The organism is Mycetocola saprophilus, assembly GCF_000718085.1.
In the GTDB taxonomy this organism is placed as follows: Bacteria; Actinomycetota; Actinomycetes; order Actinomycetales; family Microbacteriaceae; genus Mycetocola; species Mycetocola saprophilus.
The window spans coordinates 521,386-543,554 of sequence record NZ_JOEC01000002.1 but is presented as its reverse complement, the minus strand read 5'-3'; the positions used below and the strand labels follow the sequence as shown (position 1 = coordinate 543,554).

Genomic DNA, 22,169 nt, shown 5'->3' with positions numbered 1-22,169 from the left:
CTTTCTCGGTCTCGATTACTGATGTGGGTATCAAACACTGACGTGGGTCTCATGCATGGTGGATGAAAAAGGTGATGGGGGGTGGACGCGGGGTGCCCGCCCGCCTAGGTTGGTTCCGAATCGCGATTCGGTCGGAGATCGCGGCACGGCCGAAAGGACACCACAACATGGGCGATGCCCTGGGCGATGGACTCCCCCTCATGATCGGTGTGGCACTCAGCCCGGTCCCGATCATCGCGGCCATCCTGATGCTGCTCTCCCCGCGAGCCCGGGCGACCGCCCCGGCGTTCCTACTGGGGTGGATTCTGGGGCTGGCGGTCATCCTGACCGCGGCCACCGCGCTGTCCTCGGTGCTGCCGCAGGCGGACCAGGAGGGTCCGCGTCCGATCATCGGCGTGATCAAGATTGTGCTGGCGCTCGCGCTATTCCTGCTGGCGATCCGACGCTGGAAGTCGCGTCCGGCCCCCGGGGAGAGTGCAGCCCTGCCCCGCTGGATGGACTCGATCAACGGTCTCGGGGTGCTGCGGGCGGTGCTCCTGGGCGCGATCCTGGCGGTGAATCCCAAAAACCTGGTGCTTGTGCTCTCGGCCGGGCTCGCGATCGGCACCGCCGGAGCGCTGAGCACGGGCGAGGTGGTCACCGCGGTGGTGGTCCTCACGGTGATCGGATCGCTGACCATCCTGCTCCCCGTGGTGGGATACCTGTTTGCCGCGAACCGGCTGGCCGGGACGCTGGAGCAGCTGCGCATCTGGCTCACCCAGAACAACGCGGCGATCATGGCCACGCTGCTGCTGGTGTTCGCGTTCGTGTTGCTGGGCAAGGGCATCGCCAGTTTCTCCTAGGCCGACCGGATCCCCTTTACCCTCGTCCACGAACGGTGTTGGCGGCTAGCCTCGGCCGCGGGAATCATCCACGGTTGGTGAGGTCGCGCAGCCGCACCGCGTCCCGTCTGGTGGTCACCCCGAGCTTGCGATAGATCGCCCGCTGATGGGTGCGCACGGTATTCACCGAGACGTGCAGTTCGCGAGCGATCTCCTCGGCCGTCAGCGTGGTCCGCAGAAACCCCAGGATCTCCCGCTCACGTGCCGAGAGGGTCGTGCCGGGCGCGGTAATTCCCCGCGGATGTGTATCCAGGCTCGCCAGGAACCCCTCATGCGCGCTCCCCCAGCGGCCGTGCGCCTCAAGGAGCCCCAGCAGGTCGGGGTCCTCGGCGAGAAACGGGCGGCGAATGCCCTGCGGGACGGCCGCATCCAGTGCGCGTTCCAGCCGGTCGTGGGCACCCGCGTGATCGTCGCGGGCGGCGAGAATCAATGCCGAGGTCACCAGGGCACTCACCCGCAGATAGGACCCCCGGTTATCCGGACCGATCAGGGCCAGCGCCCCGAGCGCGCGCTCGGGTTCCCCGGCTCGGCGATACACCTCGGCGGCGAGCGCCTGACACATCGGCACATCCTCGCGACCGTCCAGGCTGGCCAACCGCTCAAGCGCGGCGGTCCGGTCCCCGGCGGCGAAGGCCAGCACGGCCTCACCCAGGTCACGGTAGAGCGGCCAGGGCACCCCGTAGGACTCCCGCGGGGCCACCGCGGTCAGAGTACGCCGGGCCCGGGTCCAGGCCGCCGGATCCGGAGTTTCTGCGGCCAACACCGCCAGCAGTACCCGGGCGACGCCGGCGAAGGACGTGGCCGAGGTATCCCGGATGATCACCGTCTCAAAGGCTCTCCGAGTCTCCGCACGATCACCCCGCCAGAAGTGGGTAAAGCCGGTGGCGAAACGATCGATGCCGCCGTCCACGTGGGGGTGCCCCGGTTCATCCCGCTCGAAGGCCAGGGTGGGGTGATTCCCACCCGGTGCATCGGCCGGGCGCGGTTCATCCGCCCCGTGATGGTCGCGGACATGTGCCGTAATCTCCTCAGCCAGCGCGTCGGCGGCACGGAATTGTCCGCCATAGACGCACGCGAAGCGCAGGTTGATCAGCGCCCATCGGGTGAGCTCGGTCAATCCCGACGCCCTGGCCTCCCCCGCCGCGGCCCGCAGCAGCCGCATGGTTTCGGCGGGATTGCGACGCAGCCTGGTTTCGGCCAGGCCCAGGACAAACAGCAGATAGGCGTAGGGCGTGTGCAGGCGGATTCCGGATTCGATCAGCTCGCGCATCCGGTCGGCGGCCGCGGCGAGTTCGCCCCATTCGGAGGCGAGGATCAGCGCGGCGAGAACCCGGGTTTCCTCTCCGGCGGCTCGGTCACGGAGGTGCCGCGCCTGGGCACGGGCGGCGAGGCTTGCGGCACCGGGAGGATCCCCCAGGGCGTCGAGGGCGCACGCACGCATCAGCAGAATTTCGGGATCATCCGGCCAGGCATCGGGCAGGGTCACACAGCGTTCGCGCAGGGTCTCGGCCCCGGATTCCAGGACCAGCCGGAGCCAGCTGGACCGCAGAATCTCCACCGCGGTTTCGGGCTGTCCGGCACGCAGGGCGTGCCCGCTCGCCTCGATCGGATAGTCGGTGGCGAGTTCCCGGGCGGCAATCGAGTCGAGGGTCACCGCGAGCGCCGGATGATCGCGGCGCAGCGCGATCCGGCAGTGCCGGGCGAACACGTCGTGCCACCGGTAGACGCTGTTTTCGCCATCCACGAAGCGGGTGAGAAACAGGCCCGCCCGCTCACACTCGGCCAGCAGCGTGGCGCTGTCGGCACGTCCGGAGAGTTCCTCGGCCAGCCGCGCACTCACCCGGTCGCACGTGGTCACCCGCAGCATGAACTCGGCCAGCTCCGGCCGGACCGATCCCAGGATCAGGCCGGTCACATAGTCGGTCAGGACCGGCTCGGTGGCGGCCAGGCTCACCCGTTCCCCGGCGGTGTGTCGACCGATCAGCTCCAGGTGGACCGCGATCGGCCACCCCTGGGTCCGGACCTGAATTCCGGCGGCCTCGGCTTCGGTGATGCCGAGGCCCGCGTGTTGAGCGCTCTGGGCGATCTCCGGCGCACGCATCGACAGGTCCTCGGCGCCGAGGGTGCGCGAGCGCCCATAGGCCCGAGCCCGGCTCAGCAGACGCTCAAGGCCGCCCTGGCCCGCTAGGACCAGGGTCAGGCCCGCTTCGGTACCGTGCCGGGTTAGGTGCTCAAGGATTTCCACGCTCGCCGGATCCGCAATCAGGTGCGCATCATCAATGACCAGGGTCAACGCGGGGGCGTCTCGGTCGCGCTCGGCGAGGAAGGTCAGGAGGAGGTCGGCCGCACGCAGCGGGTCGGCATCGCGCCCCAGCAGCGCACTCACGCCCGCCCGTGCGGTCGCGGCTCCGGGGCTCCGGTCGCCGCGGGTCAGCGCCGAGAGGATACCGCCCACCAGGCCGCGCGGATCCATAAGGCTGCGGGTCAGGGTGAGCCAGGCGGTTGCCTCGAGCCGGGTGAGTGCCCAGGCCGCCAGCGCCCCGGTTTTCCCATACCCGGGTGGCGCAAGCACCAGTACCAGGGGGACCTCGGCCACGGCCTCATCGATCAGACGCGACACCCGGGCGCGTGCCGGAGCGTCGCTGCGCGGTTTCGGAGGCGTGGTGAGAAACCACGGCGATTCCCGCCAGACCCCGTCGAATTTTCCCTCCACGCTGGCAGCATACTGGCTGTCATGGGTCCGCGGGGAAATCCTGTTTCGAACTCCGTCACACTCCGGCCGGACGTGTCGTTCGTGCACACAAAACGGGCCGGTGATCAGGATCACCGGCCCGTATTGGGATACCAGATTAGCCGCGGTGGTTGGGAGCCTCGCCCACCATCTGGATGTCGTGCGGGTGGCTCTCCTTGAGGCCGGCCTCGGTGAACCGAACAAACTTGCCGCCCTCGGTTCGATGGGGCGACTGGCTAGAGCCCAAAACCGCCGGATACCTCGATGTCCTGCGCGGTAACCCAGCGGGACGCATCCGAAGCCAGGAACGCGATGACGTCGCCAACGTCCCGTCCCTCCCCGACCCGTCCCAGGGCCGTGCGCTCAGCGAGCATCGGGATGACGTCGGGGTTGCGGGAGAATCCATCATTTCCCAGGCGCGTGAGGGTGGGGCCCGGCGATACGGAGTTCACTCGCACGCCGCGACCGCTCAGTTCCTTCGCCTGGTACCGGGTGAGCACCACGAGAGCACCCTTCATCGCCGCATAGGCCGAGTAGCCGGGGGTTACGGACATCGGTGCGGTGGAGGAACTGGTGACGTTGATGATGGAACCGCCGTCCGCCAGCAGAGGGAGAAGCGCCTGGGTCAGGAAGAACGGGCCCTTCAGGAGTCCATCCGCCAGGTGATCAAACGTCTGCTCGCTGAGCTCCGCATACGGCTCAGCGGCGCTGAAGCCGCCGTTGTTAACCAGAACGTTGATCGTGTCGGTGCCCCACTCCGCCGCGAGGATCTGCGTCAGCCGTTCCCGGAAATCCACGAACGAGGCCGAGTCTCCCAGATCGAGGCTCAGGGCTGCGGCCTGCCCGCCGGCGGCACGAATCTCGGCAACCGCCTCATCCGCTCCGGCTCGGTTTCCCCGATAGGTGAGGACCACGCCAGCCCCCGTGCGTGCGATTGACGTGGCCGCGGCCCGGCCAATTCCGGAGCTTGCGCCGGTGATGAGTGCAATAGTCATGAGGTTTCCCGTTCATTCGTGGGCGTGAGGAGTATCGGTATTCAGTCAACACTCGACGCACGGGATCACCCCATCAGTTCCTCGCAGATTCTTGCCTAATCCTGGCAAAACCTGCCCGGTCGGGGATGCGCACAGGCAGAATTGAATCATGAAAATCGATGACCTTCGCGACCTCATCGGCCGGCACGTGTGCGACGGCGAGCGCACCGTTGCACCCGGCGTTCGCATCTCCTCGGTTCCGCGCGTTGGCGCACCCGTCTTTTCCTCCACCGGCACCCTATTTGTGCTGATGGCACAGGGAACTAAACGCATGACCTTTGGCACGGAAGTGCTGGAGTACCGCAGCGGACAGATTCTGGTCACATCGATGGATCTGCCTATTTCAGGCGCGTTTACCGAGGCAACCCCGGCCAAGCCGGCACTGGGATTCTCGCTCAACCTGCGCCCGGAAACGATAGCGGAGGTACTGAACTCCCCCGCCGCAGCACACCTCCCGGCGGAGCGCAGCGACCGCGCACACGCCTCCAGCGTGGGGGAAGCCACCGAACATCTGATTGACGCGGTCTTTCGCATGGTGTCACTGTGCGACCGGCCACGCGATCGCGAGGCACTCGCCCCGCTCATTGAGCGGGAGCTGATCTGGTTGCTGCTGCGCGGCCCCCATGGTGCCGCCGTGCGCGGGCTGGGGCTGCCGGACGGCCGGCAGACTCGGATTGGCCGCGCCATGCGTCACATCCGCGAGCACTTTGTTGAGCCGTTGCGGGTCAGCGAGCTCGCCACGATGAGCCGCATGAGTGAGTCCACCTTTTATCGGTCGTTTCAGGCGGCAACCGCGATGAGCCCGATTCAGTTCCAAAAGATGTTGCGCCTGCAGGACGCTCGCATTCGTCTCGCGGCCGGCGAGACGGATGTCACCGGAGTGGCATACTCCGTCGGATATGAGAGTCCGTCCCAGTTCAGCCGAGAGTACCGACGTGAGTTTGGCGTTTCTCCCTCCCGAGACGGCGCACTCCTCCGCGCCACCACACACTAAGAGGGCGGCCCCGGAACGATTACGTTCCGGGGCCGCCCTCCGTTACGGGCGATTAGCCGCGGTAGTTGGGGGCCTCGGCCACCATCTGGATGTCGTGCGGGTGGCTCTCCTTGAGGCCGGCCGCGGTGATCCGGACGAACTTACCGTTCTGCTTGAGGTCGGCGATGGTGCGCGCACCCACGTAGAACATCGACTGGCGCAGGCCACCGATCAACTGGTAGGCCACGGCCGAGAGCGGTCCACGGAAGGGAACCTGGCCCTCGATACCCTCGGCGATGAGCTGGTCATCGGTGGGTACGTCGGACTGGAAGTAGCGGTCCTTGGAGTACGAGGTCTTCTTGCCGCGGGTCTGCAGCGCACCCAGCGAACCCATGCCGCGGTACTTCTTGAACTGCTTGCCGTTGACCAACACCAGGTCCCCGGGGCTCTCGGTGCAGCCGGCGAGCAGCGAACCGAGCATCACGCTATCGGCACCGGCAACCAGGGCCTTGGCGATGTCACCGGAGTACTGCAGACCACCGTCGGCGATGACCGGAACGCCGGCCTCGCGAGCGGCCAGGGAGGCCTCGTAGACGGCGGTGACCTGGGGCACACCCACGCCGGCCACCACGCGGGTGGTGCAGATCGAGCCCGGGCCCACGCCCACCTTGATCGCGTCGGCACCGGCGTCGATCAGCGCCTGCGCGCCCGAACGGGTCGCGACGTTGCCGCCGATGATGTCGATGTGGGCGAAGCTCGGGTCGGCCTTGAGCTTGCGGATGATGTCCAGCACGCCGGCGCTGTCGCCGTTGGCGGTGTCCACCACGAGCACGTCCACACCCGCGTCACGCAGGGCGGAGGCGCGCTTCCAGGCGTCACCGAAGAAGCCGATGGCCGCACCCACGCGCAGACGACCCTCGTCGTCCTTGGTCGCGTCGGGGTAGCGCTCGGTCTTGTCGAAGTCCTTGATGGTCATCAGACCGCGCAGCTTGCCGGCCTCGTCCACCAGGGGCAGCTTCTCAACCTTGTGCTGGGCGAAGATCGCCAGCGCGTCTTCCTTGGAGATGCCAACCGGGGCGGTGATCAGCGGCTGCGGGGTCATGACCTCGGACACCTTGGTGGTGGCCATCTTGTCGTTATCCACAAAGCGCATGTCGCGGTTGGAGATGATGCCCACGAGGGTGCCATCGGACTCCACCACCGGCAGACCCGATACGCGGAACTCGCCGCAGATCGCGTCCACATCGGCCACGGTGGCCTCGGGGCGGGTGGTGACGGGGTTGGTAATCATGCCCGACTCGGAGCGCTTCACCTTGTCCACGTGCGCGGCCTGCTCCTCGATGGAGAGGTTGCGGTGCAGGATGCCGATACCACCGTGGCGGGCCATTGCGATCGCCATGCGGGACTCGGTCACGGTGTCCATTGCGGAGGACAGCAGCGGCGAGTTCATGGTGATGCGCTTGGTGAGCCGGGTGGTCGTGCGTGCCTCACTGGGGATCACGTCGGTGTGCCCGGGAAGGAGCATCACGTCGTCATAGGTCAATCCCAAGAATCCGAACGGATCCGGCTGTTCCATATTTCCTCTTTTGCTGTCTCTGGGCCCGGGTGGGGGTCGCGGATGTCCACTCGAATCCCGGTAGGGACCCGATAGTCCATGTTAAGCGATATTGCGGGAGATTTATTTCCCCTGGTTCTCAGGCTTCTCTGTGGGGGCAACGATCGGGATCGCGCCGGTCTGGGCCTGGGCCAGCGCGGCATCCGCGAGCCGGTTGGCCCGGCCGTGGCGAACCAGGTCTACCGACAGGATAACGAGTGAAAGCCACACGATCCCAAATCCGATCCAGCGCTCGGGCGGCAGCTGCTCGCCGAGCACCAGCCAGCCGATCAGGAACATCAGCGTCGGGCCGAGGTACTGGGCGAATCCCAGGGTGGTCAGCGAGATGCGGCGAGCGCCCGAGGCGAACAGCAGCAGCGGGGCCGCGGTGGTGATTCCGGTCGCGATCATGAGGATGGTCAGCAGCGGCGAGGAGTGCAGCAGGTCCAGGCTGCCGGTGTGAGCCCAGACAATGCCGATGATGATCGCGGCCACCGGCAGCAGCAGGATCGTCTCGACAAACAGTCCGGTGAGCGCGCTGACCCGGGCCCCGATGCCCTTCTTCAGGACGCCGTAGATGCCGAAGGTCACCGCGAGGATCAGCGCAATCCAGGGTACCCGGCCCAGGCCGATCGAGATGATCACAAACGCGACCACGGTCATGCCCAGCGCAAACCACTGGGTGGGGCGCAGCTTCTCGCGGTAGATGATCACGCCCAGCAGGATGGTGACCACCGGGTTCACAAAGTATCCCAGCGCGGCCTCGACCACATAGCCACTCGTGGTCGCGATCACATAGGTTTGCCAGTTGACATAGATGACCAGGCCCGCGGCGGCGATCACGCCGACCATGCGCGGACGGCGCAGGACCTCGCGCACCTCGGACCAGGTGCGGGTGATCGTGATCAGCAGGGCGCAGAGAATCGCGGTGAACACGATCCGCCAGGCGACGATCTCGAAGGGGTTAACGGAGCTGAGCAGGACGAAGTACAGCGGCAGGATACCCCAGATCAGGTAGGACAGGAGCGCATAGGAGAGGCCGCGGCGTGACTCGGACGGGGTAGGGGAAGTCAAGGGTGTGCTTTCTTTGTGGGAACAACCGAGGATAACCCGAATATCGGGGCGACGATTCCGTAAGTCCGCATGCGACAGCCCTCGACACCGGTTCCGCCGCCCCGGCCCACGAGCACCACGGGCGTGAAAGCGTGGTCTGACCGGCATTCCAGGAGCAGACATGACTGAACCCACACCCCACTTCCCGTCCGAGAGTTCGGGGTATCCCCCGTATTCGATGTCACCGTATTCAGCGGGCAGGCCGCAGGTGTACCCCACGGTGCCTCCACGCACCGCGACGATGGCGATCCTGGCGCTCATTTTCGGGATTCTCATTCCCCCGGTTGGCATCGTGCTCGGGCACATCGCACTCTCAAAGGTCAAGACCTCCGGAGAGGGCGGCCGGGGATTGGCACGAGCGGGTCTGATCGTCGGATACGTCAGCACATTCCTGGCAGTTATCGGCCTGGTGCTGTTTTTTGTTCTCATGAAGCTCCTGTTCGGAGCGATCTTCAGCGAGATGTATGTCTAGACCCGCATACGCTATGCGACAGTTCTCAATACTCGTTGTGACTCCCCGGTGCCTCCGCCCACACGGGTGTGAAAGCGTGGAGGAAAACGGTTTTATCAAGGAGATCCGAACATGAGCGACCCCAACTTCACCCCGCAGCCGGGTGCCGAACAGCCCGCCGCGTACCCCACCCAGCAGCCCGCCCCGGAACTTCAGGGGTACGCCGCGGCTCCGCAGCAGGGGTACGCCGCACCGCAGCCGGGGTATGCCCAGCCCGGCTACGCCGCCGCACCGCAGAAGACCAGCATCATGGCCATCCTCGCGCTGATCTTCGGAATCGTATTTGCCCCGGCGGGGATCGTCCTCGGTCACATCTCGCTCAAGCAGCTGAAGACCTCGGGGGAGGGCGGCGCGGGTCTGGCCAAGGCGGGCCTGATCATCGGCTACATCTTCTTTGCCCTGTGGCTGATGTTCTTCGTGATCGGCCTCGTGGGTGGAATCATCGGCGCCACCGCCGGTTACAGCGGTTACGGCTACTAGCCGCCGCACACGAGACGCCCGCTTCACCGAGCGGGCGTTTTGTTTACTCGGATGTCCCCCACTGGCCCCGAAATACGCGGGTATGTCAGAATTAGGAAACACACTTCGAGGGGATCACACCATGAGCGACAACAATAATAACTTCCCGGCGCAGCCCGAGCAGCCCCAGGGCCAGCCCGCCTACCCGGCGCAGCCCGAGCAGCCCTACGGCCAGCCCGCGTACCCGGCGCAGCCGGAACAGCCCTACGGTCAGCCCGCCTACCCAGCTCAGCCCGAGCAGGCCGGCTACCCGACCCCGCAGGGCTACCCCGCTCCCGAGGCCTACGGTGCCCAGCAGGGTTACCCTCAGCAGGGATACGCCCAGCCCGGTTACCCGGCTGCCCCGCCGCGCACCAACCTGCTGGCGATCCTCTCGCTGGTCTTCGCGTTTGTGTTCGCCCCGGCCGGTATCGTGCTGGGACACATCGCAAAGAAGCAGCTCAAGACCTCCGGCGAGGGCGGCGCGGGCCTAGCAACCGCCGGCCTGGTGCTGAGCTACATCTTCACGGTGATCGGACTGCTGATCTTTGCCTTCTACATCGTGTTTGCGGTCATCCTGTTCGCAAACGCCCCGATGGACTACTCGAGCTACTAGCCCCCGCACAACACAGCGCCCATCCGGAATCCGGATGGGCGCTGTGTTGTCTCCTGCGTGGTTAGCGAACCACCACGGCGAGGACGTCGCGAGCCGAGAGCACGAGCAGGTCTTCCCCGCCGTACTTCACCTCGGTTCCGCCGTACTTGGAGTAGATGACCTTGTCGCCGACGGCGACGTCGAGCGGGATGCGGTTGCCGTTGTCGTCGATGCGACCCGGACCGACCGCAACAACCTCGCCCTCCTGGGGCTTTTCGGTTGCGGACTCGGGGATGACCAGGCCCGAAGCAGTGGTACGCTCCGCCTCGACCTGCTTGATGACGATGCGATCCTCGAGCGGCTTGATGGAGACCGACACGGTTGACCTCTTTCTAGACTAAGCGTGGTTAGCACCCTCACGTCGAGAGTGCTAATCACAGTCTAGGGATCCGTTGGCACTCTTGCAACGCGAGTGCCAACGCGGCGACACATTCGGCGGCATGGCCCCGACACGTTCCCCGCGATATTGGTAGGTTTGGGCGGTGGACAGAAACGAGCTACTCGAACTGCTGACCCCCGAGGGGCTGCGTCTCCTCGACGATCTGGCGCAGGAACCCGCGGGCGCCGACCCGGTGACGCGGGTCAGCCGTCTGCGAGCCCAGGGCCATGCCCCGGCGCTGGTGTCGGCCGCGCTGACCCAGGATCGGCTGCGCCGCAAGGCGGTGGGAAAGTTCGGTGAGTTTGCCGAGCGTATGCTCTTCACCCAGGCGGGCCTCGAACAGGCCACCCGACTGCGCGTGGCCGCGCTGCACGCCGGCCGCTTTCGGGCCCTGGCCCCCGACCACCTGATCGACCTGGGCTGCGGGATCGGCGGCGACGCGTTGGCCGCCGCGGCCATCGGGCTGCGGGTTACCGCGGTGGATCGCGACGAGGTCACCGCGACCCTCGCCAGCTACAACCTGGCCCCGTTTGAGAACGCCGACGTCCTCAACGCCTCCGCCGAGGATGTGGACCTGGCCCCGTACGACGCGATCTATCTCGATCCCGCCCGGCGCACCTCGGGCCACAGCAACACCACCCGGTTGACCCGCGCCTCCGACTACTCCCCGAGCCTTGACTTCGCCTTCGGCCTGGCCGAGACGCGGGCCGTGGGCATCAAGCTCGGCCCGGGGTTCGACCGCGAGGACATCCCCGAGGGCTGGGAGGCGCAGTGGATCACCGTGGATGGACAGGTTGTGGAACTCGGGCTCTGGTCCCCGAGGCTCGCGCGTCCGGGTATCACCCGTGCCGCCCTGGTGATGAACGATGCCGGTAGCCACGAGATGATCGCCGCAGCGGACAGCGCGGATGTCGAGGTGCGCGAGCTCGGTGAGTATCTGTATGAGCCCGACGGCTCGGTGATCCGGGCCCGGCTGATCGGCGACCTAGCGCGGGAGCTGGGCGCGGGCATGCTGAGCTCGGGCATCGCCTACCTGACCGGAGACGCGGCGGTCGAGACCCCGTTTGCCGCCCGCTTCCGAATCCTGGAACGATTCACCCTGGATGAGAAGAAGCTCAAGCGGGAACTCAAGGCGCGCGGGATCGGCACGCTGGAGGTCAAGAAGCGCGGGGTGGATATCGACCCGGCGACCTTCCGCAAACGGATGTCACTCTCGGGGAAAAACTCGGCCACGCTGTTCCTCACCCGGATCGACGGGCAGCACGCGGCGCTGCTGGCCGAACGCGCCTAGTCACTCGCGGGGATAACCTCCGGTGGAGGTTACGGTCTACGCTGCTAGCCGAGAACCAGCTCGATGATGCGCAGCAGACTGTAGCCCGCCCACAGCGCGGTGGCGATCAACCCCGCCACGGCCAGGGTGCGCCCGCGGCGAGCGCGCGCGTGACCGGCGGGGTCCGCGCGCAGGGCACCGGGCGCAAGGGCCAGGGCAATGATTGAGGCGGGGAATCCCCACCCAAACACGATGCCCCCGATCAGGCCGATCAGGCCCAGGACAAAGGTGGCGGTGGCCCGTGCGGTCGGCGGGGCGCCGGGCGCAAAACCGGTGTATCCCGCGGCGGCGTCGTTCCAGCCGGGCTGAGCACCCGCACCGGGGGCGGCGGGGAGCCCCGCAGCAGCATCGCCCCAGCCGGGCGTGGGTCGGGCTCCGGCAGCAGCATCGCCCCAGCCGGGCGTGGGCTCGCCGGGAGTTGGCTGGCCGGGAGCGGACTGGCCGGGAGCGGGCTCGCCGGGAGCGGGCTGGCCGGGATTCGGGAATCCTGGGGTGGTCATGGGCTCCTCCGAACCGGTGCTCTCGCGTTCCACGGGCGCGGGGTCCCCGCGTCCTGGGTAGACTATCCGAATTCGGCCGCGTATCGGGAGGGCCGCCGCTACGGCAGCGTGAATGTCCCCACCACTTCGGGGCCGATATTCGACAAAACCCTGGTTTCTCACGGCGGTCGGACGTAGCATGTCGCCATGCGCTCCACGACGCAATTCCCCTGGGAACCGGTCACCGACCGGCTCCGCGCGGCGGGTTGTGTGTTTGCCGCCGAGGAGGCAGCGCTGCTGGCCGAAGCCTGGGAGGTCCGGGGCGCGGCGCAAACCGAGGCACTAATCAGGCGCCGGATCGCCGGGGAACCCCTCGAACAGGTGCTCGGCTGGGCGGCCTTTCTCGGGCTGCGGGTGCGCCTGGGCTCGGGGGTTTTTGTTCCGCGCCGCCGCACCGAGTATCTGGCGCTGCGCGCCATTGCCCGCTCCTTTGAGACCCCGGGGGCGCAGATCCTAGACCTCTGCACCGGCTCCGGTGCCATCGCCCTGGCCGTGCGCGAACACGTGCCCGATGCCCGCCTGATCGCCACCGACAGCGACGCCCTCGCCCTCGAATGGGCCCGCCAGAACCTCGGCACGGACGTTCCGCTGTATCTCGGCGACCTCTACGCCGCGCTACCCCCGAGCCTGCTGGGCACCTTCGACGTGATCGTGGCCAACGCCCCCTATGTGCCCACCGACAGCATCGCCGGGATGCCCGCCGAGGCGCGCGATTATGAACCCACCACGGCCCTGGACGGTGGACACGACGGCCTGAGCATCCACCGACGGATCCTCGCCGATGCCGCCCGCTGGCTACGGCCGGGCGGGAGTCTGCTGATCGAGATCTCGGCCGCGCAGCTCGGTACCCTACGCGACGCCTTTGCCGCCGCCGGGCTCCGCCCGCACGCAAGCCACGATCCGGCCCGTGAGGCAACGGTGCTGGAGGGCACCCTCCCCGCGAACCACAACCAGATCCGCGAATCCTAAGCCCCCGTCGGGCAACCGCTCCCGAAAGCCCCCTCCCCGCGAACCACAACCAGTCCCGCGAGTGACCCCGGTTCCTAGCTGCCGGCGGTGAGCTCGGCCACCTGGATCTCGGTGACCGGCAGGGTTGAGTCGGCGGCGACCCCGAGGCTCGAGGGCTCCTTGCCGGCCATGATCAGCTGGGCGGCGAGCGCGGCGATCATCGCCCCGTTATCGGTGCACAGCGAGAACGGCGGAATCCGCAGGGCCACCCCGGCGGCCGCGGCGCGCTCGGCGGCGACCTCGCGCAGACGCGCGTTAGCGACCACACCGCCACCGAGCAGCAGGCGCGGAACGCCCAGATCCGTGCAGGCGTTGATGGCCTTGGTCACCAGCACGTCCACCACGGCCTCGCGGAAGCTCGCGGCCACATCGGCGATCGGTACCTCTTCCCCGGCGTCCTCGGCCCGCTCGACCCAGCGCGCCACCGCGGTCTTGAGCCCCGAGAAGGAGAAGTCATAGCGGTGTGCGGCCATGTCCTTGGGCAGGCTCAGCCCGCGCGGGAAACGGATCGCCGCGGGGTTACCCCCCTCGGCCGCACGGTCGATCTGCGGGCCGCCGGGGTAGGGCAGGCCGAGGATCCGGGCGACCTTGTCGAAGGCCTCACCGGCGGCGTCGTCGATCGTCTCGCCGAGCAGTTCCACATCCCCCACCAGGTCGCGCACGAGCAGCAGCGAGGTGTGCCCGCCGGAGACCAGCAGCGCGATGGTGGGGTAGTCGAAGGGTTCCCCGCGGGTGTCCAGGATGTCGGCGCCCACGTGGCCCACCAGATGGTTCACGGCGTAGAAGGGCTTGCCGGTGGACAGCGCGAGCGCCTTGGCCGCACCCACCCCCACCATCAGCGCACCGGAGAGGCCGGGGCCGCTGGTCACGGCGATCGCGTCGAGCTCCTCGAAGGTCACACCCGCCTCGGTCATCGCCGCCTCGATCGAGGGACCCATCGCCTCCAGGTGCGCCCGGGCGGCCACCTCGGGGACCACGCCGCCGTAGCGCGCGTGCTCATCCATCGAGGAGGCGATCGTATTACTCAGCAGGGTGGTGCCGCGCACGATGCCGATGCCGGTCTCGTCGCAGGAGCTTTCGATCCCGAGGACAAGCGGGTTTTCGCGGTTCATGGTGTTCCTTCGTAGCGGGGAAATCTAGGCGTTCCGGCCGATGCCGGTTTCGGGCTGCGGGATGCTCAGACGCATCACGATCGCGGTGACGTTATCGGGCTGGTAGTACCCCGGCCGCTCGGCGATCTCCTCGAATCCGAGGTCGCGGTAGAGGGTGCGCGGGGCCGGTTTGTCCTCGCGCACCTCGAGGAAGACCTCGCGGATGCGCTGGGCGCGGGCAATCTCGATCAGCGCGGTCATCAGCCCGCGGCCGATCCCCAGGCGCCGGGCCCGAGCGGACACGGCGATGGTCTGGATGTCGGCGTCCAGCCCACCCGCCGGGGCGAACAGACCCGCGTAGCCGATGATCTCCCGCGGTCCCCCGGCGAAGGATGCCACCAGGTAGTGCGTGTGCGGGGAGGCGAGGTCGGCGGCCATGGCCTGGCTGGACCAGGCGTCGCTGGAAAACTCGGCGGTCTCGATCGCCATGATCGCGTCCAGGTCCTCGGCGGTGGCCGTGCGCAGGCTCCACACCGGGTCGATCTGCGGGCCGGGCGCCTGAGGGTTCTCGCTCACTAGCTCACCCGCTTGCGCGGACCCTGCGCGGCGATGTCCGGCGGGCGCAGGTACAGCGCCTCATCGGCCGCGTGTTCGCGCCCGGAGGTCTGTACCCGGAGCGCCAGGATGCCCAGGGCCCCGGCGGGGATCCCGACGGCGTCTACCCGGTGCGGAGCCGCGGTACCGTCCGCCAGCCGCGCGGTTTCGGCGGCGTCGAGATCGTCGGGACGATCGAGGGAGGGCCCGGCCACCCGAACCGGAATGCCATCGGTGTCCAGCCCGGTATAGCGCGACCAGTAGAGTTCGCGACGACGCGCATCGGTGGTGACCAGCAGTTCGCCGGTCCCGCCGTTTTCGTACCATTCCAGGGCCAGGGCGTCGTGGCTCACCAGCGGGATCACCGGGATGTGCGCACCCTGCCCGAAGGCGCGTGCGGCGGCGATCCCGATCCGCAGCCCGGTAAAGGGCCCGGGGCCCATGCCCGCGGCCACGGCGGTGACCTGAGCCGGGGCAGTGCCGGTCTCGCTCAGCACCTCCTGAATGAAGGTGCCCACCACCTCGACGTGCCGCCGGGTGTCTTCCAGAACGCGGGACGCCCGGATTTTCCCGGTGCCGTCCACGAGGGCGACGCCGGTTCCGGTGGAGGTATCAATGGCCAAAAACATATGTCCAGGATACCGCCGACCGCGCGAGATGCTCGTCCGCTAGACGCCGACCCGTTCGATGCGGACCGTACGCGGCTCGGACTCGACGTCCATCTCGTCGGCCGCTCCGGCCGTGGGCCGTTCGATCGTGATCTCCCACCACTCATCGGCGAGCACCCCGGCCACCTCGTGGCCCCACTCGATGATGACCACCGAGTGATCCAGGTCGAGGTCCAGGTCGTCCACCTCGAGGGCGTTGCTCAGCCGGTAGGCGTCCACGTGGACCAGCGGCACTCCGTCAACCAGGCTCGGGTGGGTGCGGGCGAGCACAAAGGTGGGGCTGGTCACCGGACCACGCACCCCCAGACCCTCGCCGATCCCCCGGGTCAGCGTGGTTTTGCCCGCGCCCAGCGGTCCGGTCAGCACGATCAGGTCGCCGGCTCCCAGCTCCCGGCCCAGCGCGATCCCGAACGCGTGCATGTCCGCGGGGGTGGGCATCGGGAAGGTGCCGGGGGTCAGCACTGTCTGGTCGGTCATCGAGGTTCGTCTCCACTCGGGTGAGCCGGCTGCGGCGCTCGGGTGATGCGTCCACCCAGCCGGGTCACGATTTCATAGTTGATGGTGTCGGCGGCCCGCGCCCAGTCATCGGCACCGGGTTCGCCCGCGGCGGGATCCCCGATCACCACCACCCGGTCCCCCACGGCCGCGGTATCGGTGCCGAGGTTGACCACAAACTGGTCCATCGCGATCTGACCCACCAGCGGATAGCGGGTGCCGTTGATGCTCACGTCGGCGCGGCCCGAGGCGTGCCGGGGAATCCCGTCGGCATAGCCCAGCGGGATCAGGGCCAGGGTGGTTTCGGTGTCGGCTCGATAGCGGTAGCCATAGGAGACGCCGGTGCCCGCGGGAACCGTGCGCACCGCGGCAACCTCGGTTTCCAGGCGCAGCGCAGGGCGCAGATTCCAGTCGGCGGGGGTATCGTCCTCAAACGGGCTGAGCCCGAGAATCCCGATGCCGATCCGCACCAGGGTGCCGCGGGTTTCGGGAAGCTTGAGCGCCCCGGCGGTGGCAGCCAGGTGTCGCCACCGCGGGTCGAGGCCCGCGGCCGCGGCCAGGTTTTCGGCCTCGGTGAAGCGCGCGAGCTGCGCGCGGTCCTCCTCGGGGGAGGTATTGGCCAGGTGGCTCATCAGCCCGGTGATTCGCAGCGCACCCGCCTGCTCGGCGGCGTGGGCATCGGCGAACAGCGCCTCCCACTGGGCGGGCGCGGTGCCGTTCCGGGACAGCCCGGTGTCCACCTTGAGGTGCACCTCGCCGGGACGTCCCAGTGCCTCGGCGGCCGCACGCATGCGGGCGAGCTGCGCGGGGCCCGAGGCCACCAGCGCGATTTCGGCGGTAAAGGCCGCCGCAAAGTCGGTATCGGATCCGTGCAGCCAGCACAGGATCGGCCCCTCAAAACCCGCGGCCCGCAGCGCCAGCGCCTCGCCGAGGTCGGCGGTCCCGATCCCCCGGGCACCGCCGCGCATCGCGGCCCGCGCGCACAGCAGCGCGCCGTGCCCGTAGGCGTTGGCCTTGACCACCGCGAGCACGTCGGCCGGGGCGACCCGGGCGACGATGGATGCCACGTTGTGTTCGATTCGGGCGGCATCCACCAGAATTTCGCGTCGTGGGCTCATCGGGGTCCCCCTCCCTCGGCCACCACAAACGCGATGGCCGCGTCCCCATCATGCGAGATCGAGAGGTGAACGCTCTCAATTCCCCGCTCCGCCAGCCGGCGGGCGGTGCTCCCGCTGGTGGTCAGGATCGGCGCGCCCGAGGAATCCCCGAGCACCTCGATCTCCTGCCAAAACACGTCCTCGCTGCCGCCCAGCGCCTTGATCAGCGCCTCCTTGGCGGCGAACCGCCCGGCGAGCGAGCGCCCGGTCAGCTCCCGCTCGGCGGGGGTGAACAGGCGCTCGCGCAGCGCGGGGGTACGTTCCAGCGTCCGCAGAAATCGGGGCAGGTCCACGAGGTCCACCCCGATTCCCACAATCATGCTCTATTCCACCGTGACCGACTTGGCCAGGTTACGCGGCTGGTCCACGTCGAGGCCCTTGGCATTGGCCAGCTCCATCGCGAAGATCTGCATCGGCACCACGGCCAGCAGCGGCTCAAACAGCGGAGCTGCCAGCGGGATGTGGATCACGGTGTCGGCGAAGGGCAGCACCGCGGCGTCGCCGGCCTCGGCGATCGCGATCACGCGGGCACCGCGGGCGCGGATCTCCTGAATGTTCGACACCACCTTGGAGTGCAGGGTCGAGGAGCCGCGCGGGCTCGGAACCACCACAAACACGGGCTGGCCCGGCTCGATCAGCGCGATCGGTCCGTGCTTGAGCTCACCGGCGGCAAAGCCCTCGGCGTGAATGTAGGCGAGCTCCTTGAGCTTGAGCGCACCCTCGAGCGCGATCGGGAAGCCCACGTGACGGCCCAGGAACAGGATCGCGCGCGAGTCGCTCATCCAGTGCGCGAGCTGGGTGATGCTCTCGGTCTGCTGCAACACGGTGACGATCTTCTCGGGGATCGCGCGCAGCTCGGCGGTGAATCCGGCGATCTCGGCGGTGGACACGGTACCGCGCACGCGCGCCACGTGCAGGGCCAGCAGGTAGATCGCGGTGATCTGCGCCACAAACGCCTTGGTCGAGGCCACGGCGACCTCGGGTCCGGCGTGGGTGTACACCACGGCGTCGGACTCACGCGGAATCGTCGCACCCTGGGTGTTGCAGATGGAGAGGGTCTTGGCACCGTTTTCGCGGGCGTACTTGACGGCCATCAGGGTGTCCATGGTCTCACCGGACTGGCTGATCGAGACCACCAGGGTGTGCTCATCGATCACCGGGTCGCGGTAGCGGAACTCGTGGCTGAGCTCGACCTCGGCGGGGATGCGCGCCCACTTCTCCAGCGCGTACTTGCCCACCAGGCCCGCATAGGAGGCGGTACCGGCGGCGACCACAACGATGCGGTTGATGCCGGTGAACAGCTCATCCAGGCCGTCCAGCTCGGGGATGACCACGGTCTCGTCGGCGGCGATACGCCCGCGCAGGGTGTTGGCCACGGCATCGGGCTGCTCGGTGATCTCCTTGGCCATGAAGCTCGGCCAGCCACCCTTATCCGACGCGGAGGCATCCCACTCGACCTCGAAGGGCTCAACCTCGACGACGTTGCCGTCGAAATCGGTGACCTCCACGGCATCCGGGGTGATCGCCACGATCTGGTCCTGGCCGATGGCCAGGGCGCTGCGGGTGTACTCGATGAAGGCGGCCACGTCCGAACCGAGGAAGTTTTCCCCGTCGCCCAGGCCGATCACCAGCGGGGAGTTCCGACGAGCGCCCACCACCAGGTTCGGCTGGTCGCGGTGCACGGCGAGCAGGGTGAAGGCACCCTCGAAGCGGTTGACGACGGCGCGGAAGGCCGACAGCAGGTCGCCGGTTTCGCGGTATTCGCGGCCCAGCAGCACGGCGGCGACCTCGGTGTCCGTCTCACTCTCGAAGGTGTAACCGGCCTCGACCAGCTCGGCCTTCAGGACCGCAAAGTTTTCGATGATGCCGTTGTGGATCAGGGCCAGCTTGCCCTCGTCACCCAGGTGCGGGTGCGCGTTCACATCGGTCGGCCCCCCGTGGGTTGCCCACCGGGTGTGCCCAATACCCACATGGCTCTCGGGCAGCGGGGACGCTTCCAGATCTCCCGCGAGCACGGCGAGCTTACCCGCACGCTTGCGGGTGTACAGTTCCCCCTCGGCGTCGATCACGGCCACTCCCGCGGAGTCATATCCGCGGTATTCGAGTCGGCTCAGACCGGACATCAGCACGTCTACGCTCGCGCCGCTACCTACATATCCAACGATTCCACACATATAGAGAACAATACCGGGAATAGAATGACTTTCTATGTCCGAGCTCCGCGTCGAATCATCCGCTGACACCACCCGCACCCCGTTTGTCGAAATTTCACGGGACGAGTGGGCGCGTCTGGCCCCCTCCATGCCGATCCCGCTGACCAGCGCCGAGATCGTGCAGCTGCGCGGCCTGGGTGACCGTCTGGACATCGACGAGGTCGCCGAGGTCTACCTGCCGCTGAGTCGTCTGCTCAGCCTCTACGTGGCCAACGCCAAGCGTCTGCACGCCGAAACCACCGGTTTCCTGGGAACGGCGGGGGCCTCCACCCCGTTTGTGATCGGCATCGCCGGGTCGGTGGCCGTGGGCAAGTCCACGGTTGCGCGGCTGCTGCGGGAGCTGCTCTCGCGCTGGGAGGACACCCCCCGGGTCGAGCTGATCACGACCGACGGGTTCCTCTATCCCAACGCCGAGCTGGAGCGCCGCGGCATCATGGCGCGCAAGGGATTCCCCGAGTCCTACGACCGGCGGGCCCTGCTGCGCTTCATCGCCGAGGTCAAGAGTGGTGCCCCCGAGGTGCGGGCACCCTTCTACTCACACCAGAGCTATGACATCGTGCCCGACGCCTCGGTGGTTGTGCGACAGCCCGACGTGCTGATTGTCGAGGGCCTCAATGTTTTGCAGCCGCCGCGCGGTGGCGGCCTCGCGGTGAGTGACCTGTTTGACTTCAGCATCTACGTGGATGCCCGCTCAGGCGATATCGCGCGCTGGTATGAGGAGCGCTTCATGGCGCTGCAGCGCGGGGCCTTCACCAACCCCAACTCGTATTTCAACGTGTATGCGGACCTCACCGAGGAGCAGGCTCGCGATCGCGCCCACTACTTCTGGAACGAGGTGAACCGCCCCAACCTGGAACAGAACATTCGTCCCACCCGGGCCCGCGCCAAGCTGGTCCTGAAAAAGGACGGCGACCACTCGGTGAGCTCGGTTCTGCTGCGCAAGGTGTAGCGCCAAACGCGCGGCCGCCCCACCCCGGGAACGGGATGGGGCGGCCGATGTGAGTGGTTACTCGACTAGTCGAGCGGCGGGGTGGCCCGTCGACGGGCGAGGAACACGATGCCCCCACCCACGGCGAGCAACAGTGCGGCCAGGCCGAGGGCGATGCCCAGGACCAGGTCCGTACCGGTGGTGCTCAGCCGCGCGGTGGATGGCGGGGTCTGCGCATCCGGTCCGGGCGGGGTGATGCCGGTGGACGGATCGGTCGGCGGAGTGGTCGACGGATCGGTCGGCGGCACGCTCGGCGGAACCGACGGGGTTGGGGTCGGGGTCGGGGTGGTTGTGGGCGGCGTGGTCGGCGGAACCGAGGGCGTCGGGGTCGGGGTCGGGGTGGCCGTGGGTTCCGGCCGCGGAACAACCTCGAGGTCGGTGCGTACGCTGGCCATCGGGAAGAGCGAGAGCTCATCGATGCCGAAGTCGTTTCCGTGCCCGCCGTCCTTGAAGTTGCGCACGCCAATGGTGAGCGAGGTGGAGTCTCCGGTGTTCACGGTTGAGGTCAGCCGCGTCCACTTGGCATCGTCGGTGGTGGGCCCACTCTGCCGGGGCATGTTCCGCGACGATCCGATAAATGTGTCATTCACCACAAATCCCACCTGAACCGGCGCCACGACGTTCCCCGGACGCGGGTCATCGCTGAGGTTGGCCACAAATCCACTCATCGTGTACTCGGTGTGCGGGGTGAGCCCGGTGATGGTGGTGGTGAGCACGTCGTGTGGTTTGCCCAGCGATTCGGAGCCGTTGATGATCAGGAACTTGCCCGACCGCGCGGATTCCTCATCGGTGACGGCCCGGGTGTTGGGCATCAGCCAGGACTTATTCCAGTTGCGGGTGATCTCCTGGGTGCTCGGGGTCACCATCGCATTGGTGGTGCTGCGCAGGTCGGCCCAGTAGTTGTTATACGCCCGGGTTTCATTCCACTCCGGGGTGGGCGTGATGTCGGGACCGTTGATCATGCCGGTCGGCCAGATCGAATACTCCCCATCGACGGGCGAGTACTGCACGACGTTGGGCTGGCCGGTCAGCGTGTGCGGATCGTGAAAGGTGTACGGAGTCGACGCCGAATCCAGCCGGGGCTTCGCCTGCCCCAGATAGTCAAAGGTTCCGTTATCGAAGTCGGTGACCAGGTTGTGGGCCTGTGAGATGCGTGCGAGCTGGACGTTGGGGAGGGTTCCGGAGAAATCCGCGGGCGGGACCACGCGTAATCCGGTGACGTCGCGGTTGACCTCAAAAATCTGCGGGCTCGGCGACACCGGTTCCAGGGTGTCTCCGGCGAGGGTGCGCAGCGTCCATCCGGCCGGCAGTCCGCTGATCTTGTAGGTGTCGAAGGGGGTCTTGCTGAGGTTTCCATCCACGATCCCCAGCTCAAATCCGTCGGGATCACCCTGGTTCAGCCGTTCGGGAGAAACGGTCAGGACGAGTCCGTCATCCCCGGTGCGGGTCGCCGCCTGGGCCGTCTGGGCGGGAATCAGGGCGGCCCCGGATCCCGTGAGTAAAACGCCCAGCAGACCGAGAGCCAACGCCCTCCGCCCGCGGCGGCGGGGCCTTGGCCGGTGCCGAGTGATGTGGTGTGCGTCGGGTTGCGCAAGTGTCATTTCGAGTGTTGTCCCCTCGTTCGATGTGTCTCGCACACCCGGTGGGCGGCGCGAGAAGGTACATCTTGGGGAGCAGGGATTTCCCATAACGTGACGCGACAATAACGCGCGTACAG

Annotated in this window: 22 protein-coding genes; 8 read left to right on the top strand and 14 right to left on the bottom strand. The window is 67.6% G+C overall.

From position 1 onward, the window contains the following. Positions 1-167: 167 nt before the first annotated feature. Positions 168-842 (top strand): GAP family protein, encoded by a 675-nt coding sequence (locus IE92_RS0108370; protein WP_030148047.1) that lies wholly within the window; start codon positions 168-170, stop codon positions 840-842. Positions 843-906: 64 nt separating this feature from the next. On the opposite strand, the gene IE92_RS0108365 is transcribed toward IE92_RS0108370, so the two are convergent. Together IE92_RS0108365 and IE92_RS0108355 are read right to left on the bottom strand one after the other, a co-directional pair. Continuing rightward, positions 907-3,594 (bottom strand): helix-turn-helix transcriptional regulator, encoded by a 2,688-nt coding sequence (locus IE92_RS0108365; RefSeq protein ID WP_156027474.1) that lies wholly within the window; start codon positions 3,592-3,594, stop codon positions 907-909. Positions 3,595-3,848: 254 nt separating this feature from the next. Further along, entirely contained in the window at positions 3,849-4,607 is a 759-nt protein-coding gene (locus IE92_RS0108355; protein ID WP_030148045.1) for an SDR family NAD(P)-dependent oxidoreductase, read from the bottom strand. Between the two features lie 148 nt (positions 4,608-4,755). Between IE92_RS0108355 and IE92_RS0108350 the strand changes: the two genes are divergently transcribed. After that, a complete protein-coding gene (locus tag IE92_RS0108350) occupies positions 4,756-5,640 on the top strand; it encodes an AraC family transcriptional regulator (RefSeq protein WP_030148044.1) in 885 nt (294 codons plus the stop codon). Positions 5,641-5,692: 52 nt separating this feature from the next. Here the strand turns inward: IE92_RS0108350 and guaB are convergent, their stop codons facing one another. Together guaB and rarD are read right to left on the bottom strand one after the other, a co-directional pair. After that, positions 5,693-7,195 (bottom strand): IMP dehydrogenase, encoded by a 1,503-nt coding sequence (gene guaB, locus IE92_RS0108345; protein WP_030148043.1) that lies wholly within the window; start codon positions 7,193-7,195, stop codon positions 5,693-5,695. A 102-nt stretch (positions 7,196-7,297) separates the two neighbouring features. Continuing rightward, positions 7,298-8,287 carry an EamA family transporter RarD gene (rarD, locus tag IE92_RS0108340; protein ID WP_051701681.1) on the bottom strand — a complete coding sequence of 330 codons (990 nt, stop codon included), beginning with the start codon at positions 8,285-8,287 and terminating at the stop codon, positions 7,298-7,300. Between the two features lie 160 nt (positions 8,288-8,447). Between rarD and IE92_RS0108335 the strand changes: the two genes are divergently transcribed. The 3 genes from IE92_RS0108335 (at position 8,448) to IE92_RS0108325 (ending at position 9,951) form a co-directional block, all read left to right on the top strand. Beyond that, entirely contained in the window at positions 8,448-8,798 is a 351-nt protein-coding gene (locus tag IE92_RS0108335; protein WP_081864019.1) for a DUF4190 domain-containing protein, read from the top strand. A 111-nt stretch (positions 8,799-8,909) separates the two neighbouring features. Continuing rightward, on the top strand, positions 8,910-9,317 hold the full coding sequence (locus IE92_RS16610) for a DUF4190 domain-containing protein (protein ID WP_051701683.1): 408 nt from the start codon (positions 8,910-8,912) through the stop codon (positions 9,315-9,317). Between the two features lie 121 nt (positions 9,318-9,438). Next, positions 9,439-9,951, top strand: coding sequence for a DUF4190 domain-containing protein (locus tag IE92_RS0108325; protein ID WP_081863943.1), 513 nt, complete (start codon positions 9,439-9,441; stop codon positions 9,949-9,951). A 61-nt stretch (positions 9,952-10,012) separates the two neighbouring features. Here IE92_RS0108325 and groES read toward each other — a convergent pair whose 3' ends face one another. Beyond that, positions 10,013-10,309 (bottom strand): co-chaperone GroES, encoded by a 297-nt coding sequence (gene groES, locus IE92_RS0108320; protein WP_030148038.1) that lies wholly within the window; start codon positions 10,307-10,309, stop codon positions 10,013-10,015. A 163-nt stretch (positions 10,310-10,472) separates the two neighbouring features. Here groES and IE92_RS0108315 point away from each other — a divergent pair, with 163 nt between their 5' ends. Continuing rightward, the gene (locus IE92_RS0108315; RefSeq protein ID WP_030148037.1) at positions 10,473-11,660 is read left to right on the top strand and encodes a class I SAM-dependent methyltransferase; all 1,188 of its coding nucleotides are present in this window, start codon (positions 10,473-10,475) and stop codon (positions 11,658-11,660) included. A gap of 44 nt (positions 11,661-11,704) precedes the next feature. On the opposite strand, the gene IE92_RS0108310 is transcribed toward IE92_RS0108315, so the two are convergent. Then, positions 11,705-12,199, bottom strand: a complete 495-nt coding sequence (locus IE92_RS0108310; protein ID WP_156027472.1) for a hypothetical protein — start codon at positions 12,197-12,199, stop codon at positions 11,705-11,707. Between the two features lie 186 nt (positions 12,200-12,385). Here IE92_RS0108310 and IE92_RS0108305 point away from each other — a divergent pair, with 186 nt between their 5' ends. Continuing rightward, positions 12,386-13,207: a putative protein N(5)-glutamine methyltransferase gene (locus IE92_RS0108305; protein ID WP_051701684.1), complete on the top strand. Its 822-nt coding sequence runs from the start codon at positions 12,386-12,388 to the stop codon at positions 13,205-13,207. 74 nt (positions 13,208-13,281) lie between these two features. Here the strand turns inward: IE92_RS0108305 and tsaD are convergent, their stop codons facing one another. From tsaD to glmS, 7 genes are read right to left on the bottom strand one after another with little or no spacing between them, the layout of a single operon-like run. Further along, the gene (tsaD, locus tag IE92_RS0108300; RefSeq protein WP_030148034.1) at positions 13,282-14,358 is read right to left on the bottom strand and encodes a tRNA (adenosine(37)-N6)-threonylcarbamoyltransferase complex transferase subunit TsaD; all 1,077 of its coding nucleotides are present in this window, start codon (positions 14,356-14,358) and stop codon (positions 13,282-13,284) included. 24 nt (positions 14,359-14,382) lie between these two features. After that, positions 14,383-14,913 carry a ribosomal protein S18-alanine N-acetyltransferase gene (rimI, locus tag IE92_RS0108295; protein ID WP_281173591.1) on the bottom strand — a complete coding sequence of 177 codons (531 nt, stop codon included), beginning with the start codon at positions 14,911-14,913 and terminating at the stop codon, positions 14,383-14,385. Further along, the gene (gene tsaB / locus IE92_RS0108290; protein ID WP_030148032.1) at positions 14,913-15,560 is read right to left on the bottom strand and encodes a tRNA (adenosine(37)-N6)-threonylcarbamoyltransferase complex dimerization subunit type 1 TsaB; all 648 of its coding nucleotides are present in this window, start codon (positions 15,558-15,560) and stop codon (positions 14,913-14,915) included. The genes rimI and tsaB overlap by 1 nt, the downstream gene beginning before the upstream one ends. 39 nt (positions 15,561-15,599) lie before the next feature. After that, a complete protein-coding gene (tsaE, locus tag IE92_RS0108285) occupies positions 15,600-16,076 on the bottom strand; it encodes a tRNA (adenosine(37)-N6)-threonylcarbamoyltransferase complex ATPase subunit type 1 TsaE (RefSeq protein WP_030149702.1) in 477 nt (158 codons plus the stop codon). After that, entirely contained in the window at positions 16,073-17,212 is a 1,140-nt protein-coding gene (gene alr / locus IE92_RS0108280; protein WP_030148030.1) for an alanine racemase, read from the bottom strand. Before alr ends, tsaE begins: the two co-directional genes overlap by 4 nt. Beyond that, entirely contained in the window at positions 17,209-17,571 is a 363-nt protein-coding gene (locus IE92_RS0108275; protein WP_030148029.1) for a holo-ACP synthase, read from the bottom strand. Before IE92_RS0108275 ends, alr begins: the two co-directional genes overlap by 4 nt. Before the next feature lie 3 nt (positions 17,572-17,574). Next, entirely contained in the window at positions 17,575-19,425 is a 1,851-nt protein-coding gene (glmS, locus tag IE92_RS0108270) for a glutamine--fructose-6-phosphate transaminase (isomerizing) (RefSeq protein ID WP_030148028.1), read from the bottom strand. Positions 19,426-19,459: 34 nt separating this feature from the next. On the opposite strand from glmS, the gene coaA reads away from it, so the two are divergent. Then, positions 19,460-20,413 carry a type I pantothenate kinase gene (gene coaA, locus IE92_RS0108265; protein ID WP_030148027.1) on the top strand — a complete coding sequence of 318 codons (954 nt, stop codon included), beginning with the start codon at positions 19,460-19,462 and terminating at the stop codon, positions 20,411-20,413. Between the two features lie 65 nt (positions 20,414-20,478). On the opposite strand, the gene IE92_RS18755 is transcribed toward coaA, so the two are convergent. Then, positions 20,479-21,978, bottom strand: a complete 1,500-nt coding sequence (locus IE92_RS18755; protein ID WP_030148026.1) for a hypothetical protein — start codon at positions 21,976-21,978, stop codon at positions 20,479-20,481. Positions 21,979-22,169 lie beyond the last annotated feature (191 nt).

Excerpts from the sequence above, each read along its gene's own strand:
- IE92_RS0108355 (WP_030148045.1), bottom strand. The coding sequence starts at position 4,607 with ATGACTATTGCACTCATCACCGGCGCAAGCTCCGGAATTGGCCGGGCC.
- IE92_RS0108350 (WP_030148044.1), top strand. The coding sequence starts at position 4,756 with ATGAAAATCGATGACCTTCGCGACCTCATCGGCCGGCACGTGTGCGAC.
- IE92_RS16610 (WP_051701683.1), top strand. The coding sequence starts at position 8,910 with ATGAGCGACCCCAACTTCACCCCGCAGCCGGGTGCCGAACAGCCCGCC.
- tsaB (WP_030148032.1), bottom strand. The coding sequence starts at position 15,560 with ATGTTTTTGGCCATTGATACCTCCACCGGAACCGGCGTCGCCCTCGTG.
- glmS (WP_030148028.1), bottom strand. The coding sequence starts at position 19,425 with ATGTGTGGAATCGTTGGATATGTAGGTAGCGGCGCGAGCGTAGACGTG.
- IE92_RS0108275 (WP_030148029.1), bottom strand. The coding sequence starts at position 17,571 with ATGATTGTGGGAATCGGGGTGGACCTCGTGGACCTGCCCCGATTTCTG.
- guaB (WP_030148043.1), bottom strand. The coding sequence starts at position 7,195 with ATGGAACAGCCGGATCCGTTCGGATTCTTGGGATTGACCTATGACGAC.
- coaA (WP_030148027.1), top strand. The coding sequence starts at position 19,460 with ATGTCCGAGCTCCGCGTCGAATCATCCGCTGACACCACCCGCACCCCG.
- IE92_RS0108310 (WP_156027472.1), bottom strand. The coding sequence starts at position 12,199 with ATGACCACCCCAGGATTCCCGAATCCCGGCCAGCCCGCTCCCGGCGAG.
- alr (WP_030148030.1), bottom strand. The coding sequence starts at position 17,212 with ATGAGCCCACGACGCGAAATTCTGGTGGATGCCGCCCGAATCGAACAC.
- IE92_RS0108325 (WP_081863943.1), top strand. The coding sequence starts at position 9,439 with ATGAGCGACAACAATAATAACTTCCCGGCGCAGCCCGAGCAGCCCCAG.
- IE92_RS0108335 (WP_081864019.1), top strand. The coding sequence starts at position 8,448 with ATGACTGAACCCACACCCCACTTCCCGTCCGAGAGTTCGGGGTATCCC.
- tsaE (WP_030149702.1), bottom strand. The coding sequence starts at position 16,076 with ATGACCGACCAGACAGTGCTGACCCCCGGCACCTTCCCGATGCCCACC.
- IE92_RS0108370 (WP_030148047.1), top strand. The coding sequence starts at position 168 with ATGGGCGATGCCCTGGGCGATGGACTCCCCCTCATGATCGGTGTGGCA.
- IE92_RS0108305 (WP_051701684.1), top strand. The coding sequence starts at position 12,386 with ATGCGCTCCACGACGCAATTCCCCTGGGAACCGGTCACCGACCGGCTC.
- tsaD (WP_030148034.1), bottom strand. The coding sequence starts at position 14,358 with ATGAACCGCGAAAACCCGCTTGTCCTCGGGATCGAAAGCTCCTGCGAC.